This window comes from Photobacterium sp. WH24 (assembly GCF_019204055.1).
GTDB classification, from domain to species: Bacteria; Pseudomonadota; Gammaproteobacteria; order Enterobacterales; family Vibrionaceae; genus Photobacterium; species Photobacterium arenosum.
The window spans coordinates 44,770-61,478 of record NZ_JAGSOZ010000022.1; the positions used below are offsets into that span (position 1 = coordinate 44,770).

The 16,709-nt window shown below is 49.5% G+C and carries 17 protein-coding genes; 12 read left to right on the forward strand and 5 right to left on the reverse strand.

Going from position 1 to position 16,709, the window contains the following annotated elements:
- Positions 1–22: 22 nt before the first annotated feature.
- The 5 genes from rbsA to KCG43_RS19425 all read left to right on the forward strand — a co-directional run bounded on the left by rbsA (position 23) and on the right by KCG43_RS19425 (position 5,683).
- Positions 23–1,528, forward strand: coding sequence for a ribose ABC transporter ATP-binding protein RbsA (gene rbsA / locus KCG43_RS19405; protein ID WP_218386991.1), 1,506 nt, complete (start codon positions 23–25; stop codon positions 1,526–1,528).
- Entirely contained in the window at positions 1,525–2,508 is a 984-nt protein-coding gene (rbsC, locus tag KCG43_RS19410; protein ID WP_192014290.1) for a ribose ABC transporter permease, read from the forward strand. The genes rbsA and rbsC overlap by 4 nt, the downstream gene beginning before the upstream one ends.
- Positions 2,509–2,581: 73 nt before the next feature.
- Positions 2,582–3,463, forward strand: coding sequence for a ribose ABC transporter substrate-binding protein RbsB (gene rbsB / locus KCG43_RS19415; RefSeq protein ID WP_218386998.1), 882 nt, complete (start codon positions 2,582–2,584; stop codon positions 3,461–3,463).
- Between the two features lie 262 nt (positions 3,464–3,725).
- Entirely contained in the window at positions 3,726–4,658 is a 933-nt protein-coding gene (gene rbsK / locus KCG43_RS19420) for a ribokinase (protein ID WP_218386992.1), read from the forward strand.
- 17 nt (positions 4,659–4,675) lie between these two features.
- Positions 4,676–5,683: a substrate-binding domain-containing protein gene (locus KCG43_RS19425; protein ID WP_192014288.1), complete on the forward strand. Its 1,008-nt coding sequence runs from the start codon at positions 4,676–4,678 to the stop codon at positions 5,681–5,683.
- Between the two features lie 50 nt (positions 5,684–5,733).
- On the opposite strand, the gene KCG43_RS19430 is transcribed toward KCG43_RS19425, so the two are convergent.
- Entirely contained in the window at positions 5,734–6,003 is a 270-nt protein-coding gene (locus tag KCG43_RS19430; RefSeq protein ID WP_192014286.1) for a hypothetical protein, read from the reverse strand.
- Between the two features lie 237 nt (positions 6,004–6,240).
- Positions 6,241–6,732 carry an Lrp/AsnC family transcriptional regulator gene (locus KCG43_RS19435; protein ID WP_218386993.1) on the reverse strand — a complete coding sequence of 164 codons (492 nt, stop codon included), beginning with the start codon at positions 6,730–6,732 and terminating at the stop codon, positions 6,241–6,243.
- 232 nt (positions 6,733–6,964) lie between these two features.
- On the opposite strand from KCG43_RS19435, the gene KCG43_RS19440 reads away from it, so the two are divergent.
- Entirely contained in the window at positions 6,965–7,591 is a 627-nt protein-coding gene (locus KCG43_RS19440) for a LysE family translocator (protein WP_218386994.1), read from the forward strand.
- A gap of 158 nt (positions 7,592–7,749) precedes the next feature.
- On the opposite strand, the gene KCG43_RS19445 is transcribed toward KCG43_RS19440, so the two are convergent.
- From KCG43_RS19445 to KCG43_RS19455, 3 genes are all read right to left on the reverse strand, one after another.
- On the reverse strand, positions 7,750–9,090 hold the full coding sequence (locus tag KCG43_RS19445) for a TldD/PmbA family protein (RefSeq protein WP_192014282.1): 1,341 nt from the start codon (positions 9,088–9,090) through the stop codon (positions 7,750–7,752).
- Complete coding sequence (locus tag KCG43_RS19450) at positions 9,090–10,472, reverse strand: TldD/PmbA family protein (protein WP_192014280.1); 1,383 nt, start codon at positions 10,470–10,472, stop codon at positions 9,090–9,092. Before KCG43_RS19450 ends, KCG43_RS19445 begins: the two co-directional genes overlap by 1 nt.
- A gap of 65 nt (positions 10,473–10,537) precedes the next feature.
- Positions 10,538–11,527, reverse strand: coding sequence for a GTP-binding protein (locus tag KCG43_RS19455; protein ID WP_192014278.1), 990 nt, complete (start codon positions 11,525–11,527; stop codon positions 10,538–10,540).
- 293 nt (positions 11,528–11,820) lie between these two features.
- Between KCG43_RS19455 and KCG43_RS19460 the strand changes: the two genes are divergently transcribed.
- The 6 genes from KCG43_RS19460 to KCG43_RS19485 all read left to right on the forward strand — a co-directional run bounded on the left by KCG43_RS19460 (position 11,821) and on the right by KCG43_RS19485 (position 16,659).
- Positions 11,821–12,609: a hypothetical protein gene (locus KCG43_RS19460; protein WP_192014276.1), complete on the forward strand. Its 789-nt coding sequence runs from the start codon at positions 11,821–11,823 to the stop codon at positions 12,607–12,609.
- Positions 12,610–13,237: 628 nt separating this feature from the next.
- The gene (locus KCG43_RS19465; protein WP_192014274.1) at positions 13,238–13,612 is read left to right on the forward strand and encodes a nuclear transport factor 2 family protein; all 375 of its coding nucleotides are present in this window, start codon (positions 13,238–13,240) and stop codon (positions 13,610–13,612) included.
- Positions 13,613–13,725: 113 nt separating this feature from the next.
- Positions 13,726–14,463, forward strand: a complete 738-nt coding sequence (locus KCG43_RS19470; protein WP_192014272.1) for an SDR family NAD(P)-dependent oxidoreductase — start codon at positions 13,726–13,728, stop codon at positions 14,461–14,463.
- A gap of 114 nt (positions 14,464–14,577) precedes the next feature.
- Positions 14,578–15,066, forward strand: coding sequence for a GNAT family N-acetyltransferase (locus KCG43_RS19475; RefSeq protein ID WP_192014270.1), 489 nt, complete (start codon positions 14,578–14,580; stop codon positions 15,064–15,066).
- 218 nt (positions 15,067–15,284) lie between these two features.
- Entirely contained in the window at positions 15,285–15,716 is a 432-nt protein-coding gene (locus KCG43_RS19480; RefSeq protein ID WP_218387001.1) for an acetyltransferase, read from the forward strand.
- Positions 15,717–16,047: 331 nt separating this feature from the next.
- Positions 16,048–16,659: an FMN-dependent NADH-azoreductase gene (locus tag KCG43_RS19485; RefSeq protein WP_192014268.1), complete on the forward strand. Its 612-nt coding sequence runs from the start codon at positions 16,048–16,050 to the stop codon at positions 16,657–16,659.
- Positions 16,660–16,709 lie beyond the last annotated feature (50 nt).

The window sequence follows — 16,709 nt, forward strand, 5'->3', positions numbered from 1 at the left end:
CAGTAACCATTGAGGACGTCGTATGACGCAAGCCATTTTACAACTCAGTGAGATTGAAAAAGCCTTTCCGGGTGTGAAGGCGCTGGATAAAGCCAGCCTGAATGTCTATCCGGGACGGGTGATGGCGCTGATGGGAGAAAACGGTGCCGGGAAATCGACCCTGATGAAAGTGCTGACCGGTATCTACAGCAAAGATGCGGGCAGCGTTCACTATCAGGGCCAGACTGCAGCGTTCAAAGGGCCACGGGATTCCCAGCAGGCGGGCATCAGTATTATCCATCAGGAACTCAACCTGATCCCTGAACTGACGATTGCCGAGAATATCTTTCTCGGCCGTGAATTCACGGGTCCGCTGGGCCGGATTCAGTGGGGCCGGATGTACGCTGAAGCAAACCGGCTGCTGGCCCGGCTGAATGTGAAACACAGTCCGAAAACCTTACTGGGTGATCTGAGTCTGGGTGAGCAGCAGATGGTTGAGATTGCCAAGGCGCTGTCATTCGAGTCGAAAGTCATCATTATGGATGAGCCGACCGACGCGCTGACGGATACCGAAACCGCCTCTCTGTTCGCGGTGATCCGTGAGCTGCGCACGCAAGGCTGCGGCATTGTGTATATCTCGCACCGCCTGAAAGAAATCTTCGAAATCTGCGACGACATCACCGTACTGCGGGACGGCAAATTCATCGGGGAATGTCAGGTAGCCGACACCAACGAAAACGGCCTGATTGAAATGATGGTCGGCCGAAAACTGGAAGAGCAGTATCCGCGCATTGATGTGAAGCATGGCGAAACCTGCCTTGAAGTGATCGGCTTGACTGGCTCGGGCGTACATGAGGTGAGTTTTACCCTCAAACGCGGTGAGATTCTGGGCATTTCTGGTTTGATGGGGGCTGGCCGAACCGAACTGATGAAGGTGATTTACGGTGCCTTGCCCAGCGAGCGGGGTGTGATCAACCTGAACGGCAAAACCATTAATCCTGTCAGCCCACAGGACGGACTGGCCAATGGCATCGCTTACATCTCGGAAGATCGCAAAGGCGATGGTCTGGTTCTGGGCCTGTCGGTGAAAGAGAACATGTCCCTGTGCGCGCTGGCACAACTGAGCCGAGGCGTTCAGATTCAGCATGGCGATGAAGCTATCGCTGTGGAGGATTTTATCCGCTTGTTCAACATTAAAACGCCGGGCCGGGATCAGATCATCGGTAACCTGTCGGGTGGGAATCAGCAGAAAGTGGCGATTGCCAAAGGCCTGATGACCCGGCCAAAAGTTTTGATCCTGGATGAGCCGACACGCGGTGTCGATGTTGGCGCTAAAAAAGAAATCTATCAGCTGATCAATCAGTTCAAAGCTGAAGGCATGAGCATCATTCTGGTGTCTTCCGAAATGCCGGAAGTGCTGGGAATGAGTGACCGGATTCTGGTGATGCACGAAGGCCGGATCAGCGGCGAATTTGATGCTAAAGATGCCGATCAGGAAAAACTGCTGGCCTGTGCTGTCGGCAAATCTATCAACGGGGAAGCAGCATGAGTACCAAAACCTTGAGTCAACCCACCGAAGCCCGCGAGAAAAAGTGGTTCAGTAAAGCCTGGCTGATTGAGCAGAAATCGCTGATTGCCCTGCTGTTACTGATTGCTGTGGTGTCCTTTCTGAATCCGAACTTTTTCACCGCAGATAATATTCTCAACATTCTGCGCCAGACCTCGGTGAACGCCATTATCGCTGTGGGTATGACCCTGGTGATTCTGACGGCGGGGATCGACCTGAGCGTCGGTTCAGTCCTCGCGCTTTGTGGTGCCTTTGCAGCCAGCTTGATCGCTATTGAAGTGCCGGTATTGATTGCGGTACCTACTGCTTTATTGGCCGGTGCGGCGCTCGGGGCTATCAGCGGTATCATTATTGCTAAAGGCAAAGTGCAGGCGTTTATTGCCACGCTGGTGACCATGACGCTGCTGCGCGGTGTCACCATGGTGTATACCGATGGCCGTCCGGTTTCGACCGGCTTTACCGATACGGCTGATGCATTTGCTTGGTTCGGCACTGGCTATGTGCTGGGCATCCCAGTGCCGGTGTGGCTGATGGTGGTGGTGTTTGCCGCCGTCTGGTACCTGCTCAATCACACCCGTTTCGGCCGTTATGTTTATGCGCTGGGGGGTAATGAATCGGCCACGCGTCTGTCCGGTATTAATGTGGACCGGGTGAAAATCGGCGTATACGCGATTTGTGGTCTGCTGGCGGCACTGGCGGGCATTATCGTGACTTCCCGCTTGTCGTCAGCACAGCCGACGGCAGGCATGGGATACGAACTCGACGCCATTGCGGCTGTAGTGCTGGGCGGCACCAGCTTGATGGGCGGTAAGGGCCGGATTATGGGCACCCTGATTGGTGCGCTGATCATCGGCTTTTTGAACAACGCCTTGAACCTGCTCGATGTGTCTTCTTACTACCAGATGATTGCCAAAGCAGTTGTGATTTTGCTGGCTGTGCTGGTGGACAATAAAAACAAGTAAATCCAGAGGATTTACGGACAACAAGAGAGCCGGATGACGTGTACCGGCTCCCCCTACACGAAGGATAATCATGATGAAAAAACTGGCAACGTTAATCTCTGCAGCACTTCTGACATCCACCGTTTCTGTGTCTGCACAGGCACAGGACACATTGGCGATTGTGGTCTCGACCTTGAATAACCCCTTCTTTGTGACCATGAAAGACGGCGCGGAAGCCAAGGCAAAAGCTCTGGGTTACGACCTGATTGTGCTGGACTCGCAAAATGATCCGAGTAAAGAGCTGTCGAATGTGGAAGATCTGACTATTCGCGGTGTGAAAGCCATTCTGATCAACCCGACAGATTCTGATGCCGTATCGAATGCGATTCGTATGGCAAACCGTTCCAAGATCCCTGTCCTGACGCTGGATCGCGGTGCCAGCCGGGGTGAGGTGGTCAGTCATATTGCTTCGGACAACGTAGCCGGTGGTGAAATGGCAGGCAAATACATCATGGAGAAAGTGGGTGAGCAGGCCAAAGTCATTCAGCTGGAAGGGATTGCCGGTACGTCTGCAGCCCGCGAGCGGGGTGAAGGTTTCATGAAAGCGGTGGAAGGCAGCCAGATGGATTTGCTGGCCAGCCAGCCTGCGGATTTCGACCGGACCAAAGGCTTGAACGTGATGGAGAACCTGCTGGCGGCGAACCCGGATGTGCAGGCTGTGTTTGCGCAGAACGATGAAATGGCGCTGGGTGCGCTGCGCGCCGTGCAGGCGTCCGGCAAGCAAGTGATGATTGTCGGTTTTGACGGCACAGACGACGGCATTGCGGCGGTGAAACGCGGCAAGCTGGCGGCGACTATTGCACAGCAGCCGGATCAAATTGGCGCACTGGGGGTGGAAACGGCGGTGAAAGTGCTGAAAGGCGAGTCGGTTGAGCAATACATTCCGGTGCCGCTGAAAGTGGTCGTCAAGCAATAACGTGTTTTCCTCCCTTTATGAAGCGCGGAGGGATGGTCATGAGCGTGTTGCAGCAGTGAATATTCCCTCCCCTTGGCAAGGGGAGGGTTAGGGTGGGGTTCGTGAAATGTGCACAGGTTTGAATTTTGTGCCCGAGTAACCCCCTCCTAGCCTCCCCCTTGAAAAGGGGGAGGGACTAAAAAGCAGTTTTGATGTTCCTCTTGAAAAGGGGAGGAACAAAGTAAGAGTTCTAGTGGGTTTATGAGCGGCCAAGGATAATTCTATGAATAAACTAGTGGTTTTAGGCAGTGTCAATGCTGACCATGTATTGCGGGTGCCCGATTTTCCGCGTCCGGGTGAGACGTTACATGGCCGTGATTATCAGGTCATTCCCGGTGGGAAGGGGGCAAACCAGGCGGTTGCGGCGGCGCGGCTGAATGCGGATACTGGCTTCATTGCTTGCGTTGGCGATGATGCCTTTGGCATTGCTATCCGGGAAAGCTTTGAGCATGACGGCATCAATGTCGCCGGGGTAAAAATACAACCGAATTGTCCGACCGGCATTGCCATGATTCAGGTATCCGCCAGTGGTGAAAATACGATCTGTCTGTCACCTGAAGCCAATGAATGCCTGACGGCTGATCTGATTGAACCAGATATGGTGCGGATTCGTGAAGCGCGGTTTGTGCTGATGCAACTGGAAACACCGCTTGAGGGCATTGAACGGGCAGCGCGTGAAGCAAAGGCTCATCAAACCAATGTCATTTTAAATCCCGCACCTGCACGAATATTGCCAGACAGTTTGTTGTCCTGTATCGATGTGATCACCCCGAATGAGACAGAAGCAGAAGTATTGACTGGTATCCCAGTCACGGATGATCAGACTGCTCAGCTTGCGGCGGACGAGCTGCATCTTAAAGGCATCGACATTGTGCTGATAACTCTGGGTGCTAAGGGAGTCTGGCTGAGCCAGAATGGCCGTGGTCAGCTCATTCCGGGGTACAGGGTGGATGCTGTGGATACAACGGCGGCCGGAGATACCTTTAACGGTGCCTTGGTGACTGGTTTATTGGAAAACATGTCTTTAGAATCAGCTATTCGCTTTGCACACGCTGCTGCTGCTATTTCAGTCACCCGCTTTGGTGCCCAGACGTCAATTCCGACGCGTGCAGAGGTAGATGCTTTTCTGGCAGAGCGCTTCGCCGTCATTGATTAATCACACAGGAAAAATACATGGCCACAATGAAAGATATTGCAAGACTGGCAGGCGTGTCGACTTCAACTGTGAGCCATGTGATCAACAAATCCCGTTTTGTCAGCGACGAAATCGCAGAACGCGTGAACCGGGCTGCTAAAGAACTTAACTATGCACCTTCTGCGCTGGCCCGTAGTCTCAAAGTCAATCGCACCCAAACTATCGGCATGCTGGTGACGACCTCCACCAATCCATTCTTCGGCGAAGTGGTCAAAGGGGTGGAACGCAGCTGTTATCAGAAAGGCTATAACCTGATTTTGTGTAACACCGAAGGGGACAGTGAGCGCATGAAGGCTTCTATAGATACGCTGCTGCAAAAGCGGGTCGATGGACTCCTGTTAATGTGTTCGACACTGGAAGGTGAGCAGATAGACGTTTTTGAACGCTATCCTGATATTCCTGTGGTGGTGATGGATTGGGGGCCAATGTCCTTTACCAGTGATAAAATTCAGGACAACTCTTATCAGGGCGGTTATCTGGCTGCCCGCTATCTGATTGATTGCGGACACCGTGAGATCGGCTGTATTACCGGCCCTTTGATGAAACATCAGGCACAGTTCCGCTATGAAGGTTTTAAGCATGCACTGAATGAAGCCGGGCTGGCGGTTCAGCGCGATTGGATTGTGGAGTCTGATTTTGAATGTGAAGGCGGTTACTCTGCTTTCAACAAGATTGTTGCCAGCGGTTCATTGCCCAGCGCTATTTTTGCGTCTAACGATATGATGGCGATGGGGGTCATTAATGCCGCCCATGAAAAAGGAATTCGTATCCCGGAGGATCTCTCCCTCATCGGGTACGATGACATACATATCGCAAAATTTATGACGCCATCACTGACCACTATTCACCAACCGAAATACCGCTTAGGTCAGGCGGCTGTTGAGACCTTGCTCAAGCGGATCAATAAAGAAATTACCGAGCCGCAAGTAGTGCGGCTGGAACCGACGCTGGTGGTACGAAAAAGTGTACTTCGAGTCGTAAACTGACCATTGTATTGCGCTCAGAGGAATCAGGCAGGATGGCATCATCAGCCTGATTACAGGTACGATTTAGCTGTTTTTTGTTTCTGTGCCTGATAGTGTCTCGGCAGTGACAAAATCTCTTCAATAAAGATCAGATAAAACACCGGCATCATCAGGCACATAATAAAGATGTAGCTGCACTGATAGCGTAATGGCATAGGTCGTTTTTTGCCCTGATCGAAGAGGGTTAAACCGGACAGAAAAAAGTAAACGATGACATACAGTGTTGCAGCAGCGCCAAGTATCAGATAGCCCCGAAAGAAAAGAGAGAGTAAGCTTTCCATAAATCACCTCAATGTAGTGGATTATTTTGATTATATTTCAAATAATCAGAGCGTTGTTGGTAACTTTCTTAAAAAGAAAGAACAATTAACGTGAAACACTGAGAACAATGAATCATATGAAACTTGGTTTCTATTTTGTTCCGGTATTTTTGCGGCTTACTTCAAAAACTCCTCTGTTGTTCCCGTCTATTGAATGAAAAACAGCGGACAGAAGCGGAAACCGACTGGTAACAGCGTCTAACCTGTTGCGTTTTGAACATTTTTAATTGGAAATGCGCTGAACGGCTTAATCTCTTTCAGTACAAACATACTCTGCATTTCTTTAATTCCAGGTAAACGCCGTATGGTTGACATCGCGAAGTCGGCGTAGGAATCGAGATCGGGGGAAACAACCTGAATCAGAAAGTCGGCATCGCCGCCTATGCTGTAACAGGCAACGACATCGTCCAGTGCGGTTACTTCTTCCTCAAACTTTCTGGCTTCCGATTCGCTGTGACTGTCAATTGCCACCCGAACGAATACCATCACACCCAGGCCAATCTTCCTCCGGTCCAGAACAGCCCTGTATCCCTGAATAATGTCATCGTCTTCCAGCTTACGGACTTTGCGCCAGCAGGGAGAAGGCGACAGCCCGATTTTATCTGCCAGCGCCTGATTGGTGATGCGCGCATCGTCTTGCAAAAGTGTCAGAATTTTAATATCTGTCCGATTCAGCATCCAGTCTGCCATTTTTTTTCTCTAAATGTGTGTATTAAGCAAGACTCTACCTTTTTAAGCCCGAATGTTAAGCGATATAGGTAACACATTTCTTATTATAAAATGCATACTATTTCACTCTGTGTGAATGACCGGACAGAGAGGCGGCTTATTGCGTCGCGAGTCACGCAGGATTATTAAGCAGAGTTCAGCAGATCCCAGAAGCTGTATAAACACAAAGACAATTGATTTAAAGGATATTTTCATGTTAGAGACAACACAAATCCTGGCATACATGTCAGCGCTTATGCTGGCGGCAGCGATTCCAGGCCCCGGCATGACAGCCTTGGTTGCGCACAGTGTACGTGGCGGTGCGGTCACCGGGTTTACCATGCTGAGCGGGTTAATTCTGGGGGATTTAATTTACCTGTCCTTTGCCGTGTTTGGCCTTGCTGTTGTTGCCCATAGTTACGGTGGCTTGTTCACAGCAGTCAGTTGGTGTGCATCCCTCTATCTGGCGTGGTTATCCTGGCAATTCTGGAATCACAACCCGGAAGCCATCAACATAGATAAACAGACAAACAAGCGGGAATTGACGGCAGCCTGGCTATCCGGCTTAACGATTACTCTGGGTAACCCGAAAACTATCGCATTCTATCTGGCCATTCTGCCGCTGGTTATCACGCTGGATACTGTGTCGTTCCAAACCTGGGGTTTGCTTTTAGTGCCGCTGACCATACTGGTTCTTGTCTTTGTCGGCGCGGTATTTATCTTTGGTGCGCTGAAAATCCGGCGTTTTCTCGCCAGCTCTCAGGCACAGAGCTGGCTGTTTAAAGGGGCGGGGGTCATTATGTTTTTGGCAGCTGTCAGTATGGCGGCGCGTATGGTCTGAAGCGCAGCCCCGCTATATGTCAGGTAAACTCTGGGTCAGGTAAAACTGGGCCAGGTAAGCACTGGCTTTGAGGAAACAGGAAAGCTGGTTGAGCATAAAAAATGACCTCATCCATTTGATGAGGTCATTTTAATAAGCCTACGGTTTAACCAGTCTGATTATTTACCCGCAATACTCAATCCGCTGAAACGAATTTTGGGTGCGAAGAAATCGCGCTCGTAGTCATTTTCAAGCTGATTACCGACGGCGTCGATGGCTTTGATCATCTGGTAAAAGTTACCGGCAACTGTGATGCCGCGCACAGGCTGGATGCGCTTGCCGTCGCGGCACAGAAAGCCACTGGCACCGAAAGAAAAGTCGCCGCTGATGGCATCGGCGCCTGAGTGTACGCCTTGCAGCTCAACCAGTTCCAGGTATTCACCTGCGGTCACTTCGGCGTCATTGCTCTGGCCTTCGGCAATCACCAGATGGCGCGAAGCAACACCCAGGCCACCTTTGGCCGAACGGGCAGCGTTTGCTGTGTTGGTAATGTCGAAATAGCTGGCGGTGTGGCTGTTATGCAGCAGGCTTTGTAGTTGGCCTTCACCGATCAGAATCGTGTCCTGGGTGGCAAATCCCTCGCTGTCGAAGGCTTTGATGGCAGAGCCGCCCTTTACATAGGCCATGTCACTGACCGTCAGCAGTGAGCTGGCGACCTGCTTATGCAGGGTGTCGCGCCACGGGTTAATGCCTTTCATGGCCGACTGGCCGGACAGACACATGCCAAAGGCGCCAAACAGGCTGCTCAGTTCACTCAGATTAAAGATCACCGCATACTTGCCGGTCGCTATAGGGCCGCCGTCCAGCAGTGCCAGCGCCGTGTCGACACCGTGATTGATGCAATAGTCAGGGTCGAGCTCGGCAAAGCGACGTCCGGATGACATGCCACCATGCATGGCTTGTTTGCCATCCTGATCAATCAGGGCATAGGTGTAACAGAAAGTGGAACGCTCCTGATGCTGACAGAATGCGCCATGGGTATTGGCCAGCATACTCAGGCTGTCTGATTCACCAAAACCATTGTAAGGCGCACTTTTGGCTCCTTTTTCGATCACGCCTTTTTCCAGCGCCAGCGATAGAGCGATTTTCTGTTCGATATCCACATCGTCTTGCTGATAAATTTCAGGCGAGTCAGTGGTTAAGCGGCTGTTCTTTGCCTGGATCCGCTGGTGGGAGTCTGCTTTGGTGAATTGCGCGCTTTGCAGTGCTTGCTCAACCATGAGTTTCAGGCTGTCCGGATGCAGGGATTCCGAGTAGCTGGTGGCGACTTTGTCGTCTTTGACAACGCGTACGCCAATCACCTGGCCGGAGGTGACTTTGTATTCATCCAGTTCGCCGTTATTGGCTTTCAGTGACAGGTTATGGCTGCTGCTGGCAAGGACATCCGCTTCGGCACCCGCAGAGGTGGCCAGATCCAGTACCTGTTCCATGGCGTGTTGCAGGGTTTGTTGATCCGCCATTAGTTACCTCCCACCAGAATATTGTCTACTTTAAGTGCTGGCTGACCAACTGTCGTCGGCACTGAGCCGCTGACCGAGCCACACATACCGGCTGCCAGTTCGAAATCCTGGCCGACCATGCTGATTTCCTTCAGAACTTTCGGCCCTGTGCTGATCAGCGTCGCTGATTTCAGTGGACGGGTGATTTTGCCGTCTTCGATCAAATAGGCTTCCTGCACCGCGAAGTTGAATTCCCCAGTGCCAGGCTGAACGGAACCGCCGCCCATTTTCTTGGCGAAAATGCCTTTTTCGACGCTGGCGATCATCGCCTCCAGACTGCTGTCGCCCGGCTCGATGAAGGTGTTACGCATGCGGGAGGTAGGCGCGAACTTATACGATTCACGGCGGCCGGAACCCGTTGGCGCAAAACCGGTTTTCTTGGCGCCCATCTGGTCGACCATAAAGCTGGTGAGCTTACCGTCTTTGATCAACTGAGTACGCTGGGTTGCCATGCCTTCGTCATCAATGTTGATGGAACCCCATTCATTTTCCATGGTGCCGTCATCCACGGCGCTGACCACAGGGTTAGCAATCATTTCGCCCATCTGGTCATGGAAAACCGAGGCTTTTTTGGCTACCGAGGTGGTTTCAAGCAGGTGTCCGCAGGCTTCATGGAAAATCACGCCACCAAAGCCATTACCTATGATCACCGGCATTTCACCAGACGGGCAGTTATCTGCCGTCAACTTGATCATCGCCTGTTTTGCTACTTGCTGGCCCAGAGATGTGGGATCGATGCGGGAGTTAAATTCCCAGCCGGTCAGTGCCCCCGGTGCTTCAAAACCCGTAGACTGCTCGCTACCATCTTGCGCAACAGCGGTAGCAGCAATGCGGGTGTAATGGCGGGTATCACCGGTGTGCAGGCCATTGGAGTTAAAAATTTCTACCTGCTGCTGACGCTGCAGAATACGGCCGATGAACTGGGCAATTTTGTCGTTTTCTGCACGGGCCGCTTTGTCGGTGGCACGCAGGAAGGCGATTTTGGCTTCCAGATTGGCGTCCTGCGACAAAGGCTGGCGCACTGGATGTCTGTCTGTCAGCCGGCTGAAATTCAGTGCGGATGCCTGCATGATTTGATCGCGGTTATCTTTGGCAGCCAGCAGGCTGGTGACGCGTTTCAGTTCTTCTTCTTCAGTGCTGTTGGTGTAACCGTACAGCACTTTGTGACCAAAGAAGAGTCGGATACCGATGCCAAAATCGATACCGCCGTTGATTTTATCGACATCACCAGCATTGAACTCGACAGAGCCCGACTGGTGGTGCTCGACGAAAAGTTCGGCAAAGTCTGCGCCGAGAAACAGCGCATGGTCGATGACGGCTTTCGCCGTTGATGGGTTTAGCATAATTGCTCCTTGCGTAAATTCAGGTGGCAAGTTGATCCCAAAGCATTGATGAATAATAGTCGGTATCAGGCTTTTTTTGTCAAAGAGACAAGAATCTCTTCTAATTCATCCCAAGGCAGTATGTCCTTATCAATGACTTCAATGCGGGACTCAAACCCTTCCAGAGTGAGTTCATTCACCGAGACTACCCGATTGACCACATTAAAAGCAAAACATCCGCGTTCGGTGTTAACCACGGCTTTCACGCGCTGGGCATTCAGGTTAGTAAACAGGGTAAACAGCTGGGAAAAATCAAAGTGCAGGTCAGTCGCAAAGAACCAGCCGCAACTGTGATAGCCCTGACCATGGTTTTCTTTACGGATGAAGGTTTCACCGGGGGCCAGCTCTAAGCCCGGCAGGGGCGCGGCCGCATCGTCATGATGATGGTGATGACTGTGTGCAGCCTGACGTGCAATGCGAGGCTGTTCCAGCAGAGACAGATCAAGTTGCCCTTGCTCAACCTGAGTGATCATCTGTTTGGCTGGTTCGCACTCGCTGGCGTACTGCTCAAACATCAGCAGATCGTAATCGCTACAGGCATCGATTTTGTTAGCAACCAGCACATCGGCCAGCGCAATCTGATCCTGAAAATTCTGGTTATCGGTATATAAGCTGTCTGAAAACTGACGCGGATCAACCAGAGTGATCGTCGCTTTCAGATCGATGTATTTGGCATAGCTGTCGGAGGTCAGTTTATTGATGATCTCTTTCGGATGGCCCAGACCGGTGGGTTCCAGCAGCAGGCGATCCGGCTTTTGGGCCAGCAGGGCATTGATGCCCACCGACATCGGCAGTCCGGCGACACAGCACATACAGCCGCCCGGTACTTCTTTGACGATGGCACCCTGCTGGTCGAGCATGGCTCCATCGACACCTACGTTACCAAACTCATTGATCAAAATGGCCCATTTCTCATCGGCAGGTTTACGCGCCAGCAGCGATAAAATGGCTGTGGTTTTACCGGCTCCCAGAAAGCCAGTGATGATATTGGTCGGAATAGGTTTGCTGATAGTCATTGAGAATCCGTCTTACCGCATAACTAAGTTACTGGTCATCATACTGTATGGCAGGCCGTGAATTGAAGGAAACTGTGTGGGTTTCTTAGGCTTTGGGTCAATCCTGTCTGCTGAGTGAAGCAAAAATGGACGGTCGGTCAGTGTGTTTGTGTGCCGGTCACCCCGGGTGAAATCCTTTTGCTACCTTTGGAATTTGCGACATATGCTTAATCAATAATGATGATAGAACAGCCGGTGGCAAATTCAGTTGCCCCGGCTGCGGTATTCAGTCGCACCCGCGTCAGGAGTGGCCCATGAATGGCGAGCTGTTTGAATCCCTGCCGATCACTCTGATCTTTGTCGGCATTGCTTTGCTGATGTTGCTGTTCTGCGAAATTGGCTTTCAGTTTGGCCGTCATGCTTTTGCCCGGAAAGATAAGGAAGTTCCCGGTCCGCTTGGGTCTATGGTTGGAGGGCTGCTTGGGATGCTGGCGTTCGTGCTCGCGTTTACGTTTTCCATTGCCTCCTCTCAGCACGAAATTCGACGCAACAATGTGCTTGAGGAAGCCAATGTGATCGGCACTGCCTATCTTCGGGCTGATCTGTTGGATGAGTCATCTGAAAGTATTGTGAAAGATTTGCTCAAATCTTATGTCGAGATTCGACTCGCAGCGGCCAGCGGAAGTGATATCAATGAAGCATTGAGAGAATCACTCGCAATCCATCGCCAGCTTTGGGATGCAGTTTCAACTGCTGCCATTGCAAATCCAAGCCCATTGAGTTCGCTGATGGTTCAGGCGACCAATGATCTGATCGATATGCATGAAAAAAGAGTAACAGGGGCATTGCGAAGCCGGATTCCTGCCAGTATCTGGGTAGCGCTGGCGGCCATTACAGCGCTTGCGATGATTGCGCTGGGCACGCAAGTGGGTTACTCCGGTAAGCGACGGTTGATTGCGGTGATCCCGTTACTGCTTGCTTTCGCGGTCCTCGTCACGCTGGTGGTTGATCTCAACCGGCCTCAAAATGGCCTGATTAAGGTGAGTCAGCAGTCGATGGTTGATCTTCAGAGCGGTATGGGAGGTAACAAGAGCGGTAATTAATGTCTGGTAAGGTGATTGTGTTGTCATATTCTGGCTGATCCAATACGCCGATGTTTCGTGTTTTCTTTCTTATTCTATTCACTGCCTTTTCTGTCGGCAGCCAGCCAGTTGAAAGAGTGCAAATATTGAATCGCGTTGGTATGTCGCGCTTTGTTTTGGAGAGAGTCTCACCATTTTCGGATGCGCGCCAGATACTCTTTGCCGGCACAAATGTATCCAGAAATGCCTTTGGGTTCTCTGGTGTTGTCCGGGTCGGTTGTAGGCGCTCCCGGCGCCGACAACCTAAAATTCGTCCTGAATTTTTCCCTGATTTGGGGGATTACTTTAATTAATATTCAATAGTCTGGTATTAACGAGACAGAGATTGTCTGTTTCAGTGAATTACTCACTGAAAATATTCTATTATGTGCACATGGTGTGCGGACATGATCAGTCTGGCAGCGGCGTGAACCGGCATGTTGCTCAATACACACTTACAGCTAAAGCTTATGCATTCTGGAACTTGATTAAGGGACGGGTAGATATGCCGAATGAGTTCGAATTAACAGGCTCGGCGCATCATCGTCTTCACTACAAAGCCACGCGTGCTGGCTGTGTGCTACAAAGAAATGAATAGGACGTAGTTCGTATGGAAAGTGACATAGTTCAGGAAATTTTTGCTGTTGAGGAAAAACTAAAGGCTTCAATGCTCAGCTCAGATACTGTTGCATTAACCGATTTGCTATCAGATGCCCTGATATTCATTAATCACTTTGGCCAACGGGTATCAAAGCAAGATGATATCGCCTTGCACCGTTCTGGTTTGTTAAGCATTGAATCAATCGAATTACGTGATTTTCAGGTAGTACCACAAGGAAATATCGCTTTGGTTCATGTAAACGCAGACATTAAAGGGAAATATGATGGTGCTAAGGCCAATGGTGTTTTTGCTTTCTCTCGCGTTTGGCTAAAGCAAAACAACAAGTGGCAGCTCATTTCAGCGCAGTCGACCGTTATCTCGTAACAGTTAAAGATTAGAGTCGCGCAGTTGACTGTTTTCAGCTGGCTTTACGAGTGTGTAGCAACGCCTGATAAGGTGTTAGCCGTTAATCGAAATATATGAAAAGGAATTCAAAAATGAAAATTGCTTTAGTAACAGGAGGTACAAAGGGAATTGGGCTTCAGACCGTCAGGCGACTGGTCGAGTCAGAGTATAAGGTGATTACATGTTCTCGTTCACAAGAAACCTGGGCAACTGTACTCGAAATATTTCCTGAGTTGAGCGTTGTTGATCATCAACAATCAGATATATCCGTTGAGTCCGATCTTGAAAATTTGTTCCGTCATATCAGTGCTGAGTACGGCGTATTGGATGTTGCGGTGAATAATGCATCACCCGCTCTTTCCTCAAGAGGAAATTTCCATGAAGTTGATACCTCATTGTTAAGAGAAACGCTGTCGGTAGATTTCTGGTCGCAGGCTTTGTGTTTAAAGCACGAAATCAGTCTGATGAATACGGGAGCTTCTATTGTCAATGTCAGCTCAGTAAATGGATTGAGACCAACGCCGAATGCTTCAATGTACAGTGCAGCCAAACACGCACTTGAAGGGCTAACTCGTTCATTGGCTTTGGAAAATATAAGCTCAGGCATTCGTATTAATGCCGTTGCTCCCGGTGTAACATGGACGCCTCGTTGGGAGGAGCGGCAGATTGATGCTCCCAATATCCGGGCAGATGTGTCCAACGTTGTGCCGATTCAGCGTTTTGCCAATACTGACGAAATCGTCAATGCTATCGAATTTTTATTATCTGAGAAAGCCAGCTACATTGTGGGGCATACGCTGGTCGTAGATGGTGGGTTATCGTTGACATAAGCGGTTAACAGATAATGATAAGTGTCGCGCAGCCGACTGCTTTTATCTGGCTTTACGAGTGTGTGGCAAAGCAGATGAGACGGTGGTGTCATTCTTTAGGCGAAATGGTGACTAATGAGTAATCTTCAGTACGTGTCTCTTGATGAAATAGAATCAGACAAGTTCATTCCCATACTCAATAAAGCGAGTACCAGAAAGCACCTCATTACCCATGATGAGTTTGATTCCGATCTTGCAGAAAAGTGGATTTGCGACAAGATCGAAATTGATGATCTTGAAGGTTGTATAGTAAGAGCCATCATCGTCGATGACGAGCTAGTCGGTTGGTGTGGAATTCAATTATCAGAGCTTGGGCATGAGATAGCTATAGTCGTTGATGACCGCAGTTGGGGCATAGGGAAAATGGTTTTTAGATCGCTAATCTCATGGGCTCATGATTTTGGCCATGAAGTCGTTTATATCCATTTATTGCACACTCGCCCTGAATATGAGTTCTTACGTAAAATATCCCAAAGCGTGTTCCCAACGGAAATGATAGGCGATAGGTTCACAACCTATGAGCTCAACGTAGCGGAGTGCCTGACAGGTAAGAAGCAGAATTAATCCAACAGAGTGCGACATTCCGAGAATGAAAAATCCAGACATCCAGTAGTGCGTTCTCTGGTGGATTTACGATTGAAGCTATCGGTTTTTTATCGGTTTTGGTGGGGCTAAGTTAAAGCTCCTGCTATTGATGATTGGTTGGTTGATTGATTGGTTTTTCGGCCCTGTGGGATCAGATGTCGCTTATTTTAGCGTGAAATGTGTAACTGGGTTTAATGATGAAAATAGAGATCGTAGAAAAAGCAGATCACCTTAGTTTGATAGACATCTGGGAGGCGTCAGTGAGAGCAACCCATGATTTTTTGTTGGAGAAAGATCTGCAGGAGTTAAAACCGTTAATTCTGGATCATTACTTTGATGCTGTTGATTTAAAGTGCGCTAGAAATGGCAAGGGTGAAATACTGGGGTTCTGCGGTGCGCATGATGGCAATATTGAAATGTTGTTCATCTCACCTGATGTACGCGGAAAAGGCATTGGTGCTTTGTTAGTGGCCCATGCAATCAAAGTGCAGGGAGCTTCGAAGGTTGACGTGAATGAACAAAATAAGCAGGCACTGGGTTTTTACCTGCATATGGGTTTTTCAATAACGGGGCGTTCATCAGTGGACGGGCAGGGCAAGCCTTATCCGCTGTTGCATTTGGCGTTGTAAAAATTTACCAAGGCCAGATACGGAGACGGCTTTTCGTTCCGGTTATGTAGTGAAAAGAGAACCGCTTGTGTCGCTCTCTTTTTTCACTGATGTAGTCTTGAGTCATGTTCTAGGAGCAGTGAGCTGGCCGTAAGAAAAGTATACGCTGATTTAGTCTACAGCGTCGATTGATGTGCCCCATACCCTAAACATCCGAATCGGTGGATGTCGGAAATATTCAATAATTACCTTCATGAATAGCTTATCTTGTTATCCGAATAAAGTGCAGTCAGCACAAAAGTATGTGTGAACAACAACTACAGTTGAGTTCTGAATTGCAAAGGATAAGTACATGAATTTACTACACATTAAAGTAAGCCCAAATATTGACGGTTCGGCGTCGAGAAAAGTTTCCGACTATCTCGTCGACAGGCTGAAAAAGAAATACCCAGGTATAGATGAAAAAATTATTGACCTGTCTCAAGAACCTTTGCCGCATTTGGATGCTTGTACAGTTGAAGCATTCTTAACAAAACCAGATGAACGTAAAGAGAGACAAACAAAAGCCGTAGAACTTTCGGATCGAATGATTGATAACTTGTTCGAAAGTGATTTGATAGTCATATCGTCACCGATCTGGAATTTGGGATTGCCATCAGTATTGAAAGCTTGGTTTGATCATATCACTCGGGCAGGGCGGACCTTCAAGTTTACAGACGCAGCGGGCAGTAAGGTGGGGTTGGTTCCAAATAAAACGGTATATATCGTAGTGGCAAGCGGAAGCATCTTTTCATATGGACCGCTTGTCAGCCATGATCAGTTTACACCTTATATAAAATATGCGTTTCAATATATTGGTATTACAGATTTGAAATTCGTTCGAATAGATGGCACGCACGATCCGCTTACCAGTGAATGCGCTGTCCCTAAAGCGATCTCCTTAGTTGATAATATGAATATTTAGATAGGTGATACTTTATGCTAACAAAGAGTAAATTATTTTTAATCGTTCCT

Bases quoted from the DNA above. Each gene is read 5' to 3' on its own strand.
- rbsA (WP_218386991.1), top strand. From the start codon at position 23: ATGACGCAAGCCATTTTACAACTCAGTGAGATTGAAAAAGCCTTTCCG.
- rbsC (WP_192014290.1), top strand. From the start codon at position 1,525: ATGAGTACCAAAACCTTGAGTCAACCCACCGAAGCCCGCGAGAAAAAG.
- rbsB (WP_218386998.1), top strand. From the start codon at position 2,582: ATGAAAAAACTGGCAACGTTAATCTCTGCAGCACTTCTGACATCCACC.
- rbsK (WP_218386992.1), top strand. From the start codon at position 3,726: ATGAATAAACTAGTGGTTTTAGGCAGTGTCAATGCTGACCATGTATTG.
- KCG43_RS19425 (WP_192014288.1), top strand. From the start codon at position 4,676: ATGGCCACAATGAAAGATATTGCAAGACTGGCAGGCGTGTCGACTTCA.
- KCG43_RS19430 (WP_192014286.1), bottom strand. From the start codon at position 6,003: ATGGAAAGCTTACTCTCTCTTTTCTTTCGGGGCTATCTGATACTTGGC.
- KCG43_RS19435 (WP_218386993.1), bottom strand. From the start codon at position 6,732: ATGGCAGACTGGATGCTGAATCGGACAGATATTAAAATTCTGACACTT.
- KCG43_RS19440 (WP_218386994.1), top strand. From the start codon at position 6,965: ATGTTAGAGACAACACAAATCCTGGCATACATGTCAGCGCTTATGCTG.
- KCG43_RS19445 (WP_192014282.1), bottom strand. From the start codon at position 9,090: ATGGCGGATCAACAAACCCTGCAACACGCCATGGAACAGGTACTGGAT.
- KCG43_RS19450 (WP_192014280.1), bottom strand. From the start codon at position 10,472: ATGCTAAACCCATCAACGGCGAAAGCCGTCATCGACCATGCGCTGTTT.
- KCG43_RS19455 (WP_192014278.1), bottom strand. From the start codon at position 11,527: ATGACTATCAGCAAACCTATTCCGACCAATATCATCACTGGCTTTCTG.
- KCG43_RS19460 (WP_192014276.1), top strand. From the start codon at position 11,821: ATGAATGGCGAGCTGTTTGAATCCCTGCCGATCACTCTGATCTTTGTC.
- KCG43_RS19465 (WP_192014274.1), top strand. From the start codon at position 13,238: ATGGAAAGTGACATAGTTCAGGAAATTTTTGCTGTTGAGGAAAAACTA.
- KCG43_RS19470 (WP_192014272.1), top strand. From the start codon at position 13,726: ATGAAAATTGCTTTAGTAACAGGAGGTACAAAGGGAATTGGGCTTCAG.
- KCG43_RS19475 (WP_192014270.1), top strand. From the start codon at position 14,578: ATGAGTAATCTTCAGTACGTGTCTCTTGATGAAATAGAATCAGACAAG.
- KCG43_RS19480 (WP_218387001.1), top strand. From the start codon at position 15,285: ATGAAAATAGAGATCGTAGAAAAAGCAGATCACCTTAGTTTGATAGAC.
- KCG43_RS19485 (WP_192014268.1), top strand. From the start codon at position 16,048: ATGAATTTACTACACATTAAAGTAAGCCCAAATATTGACGGTTCGGCG.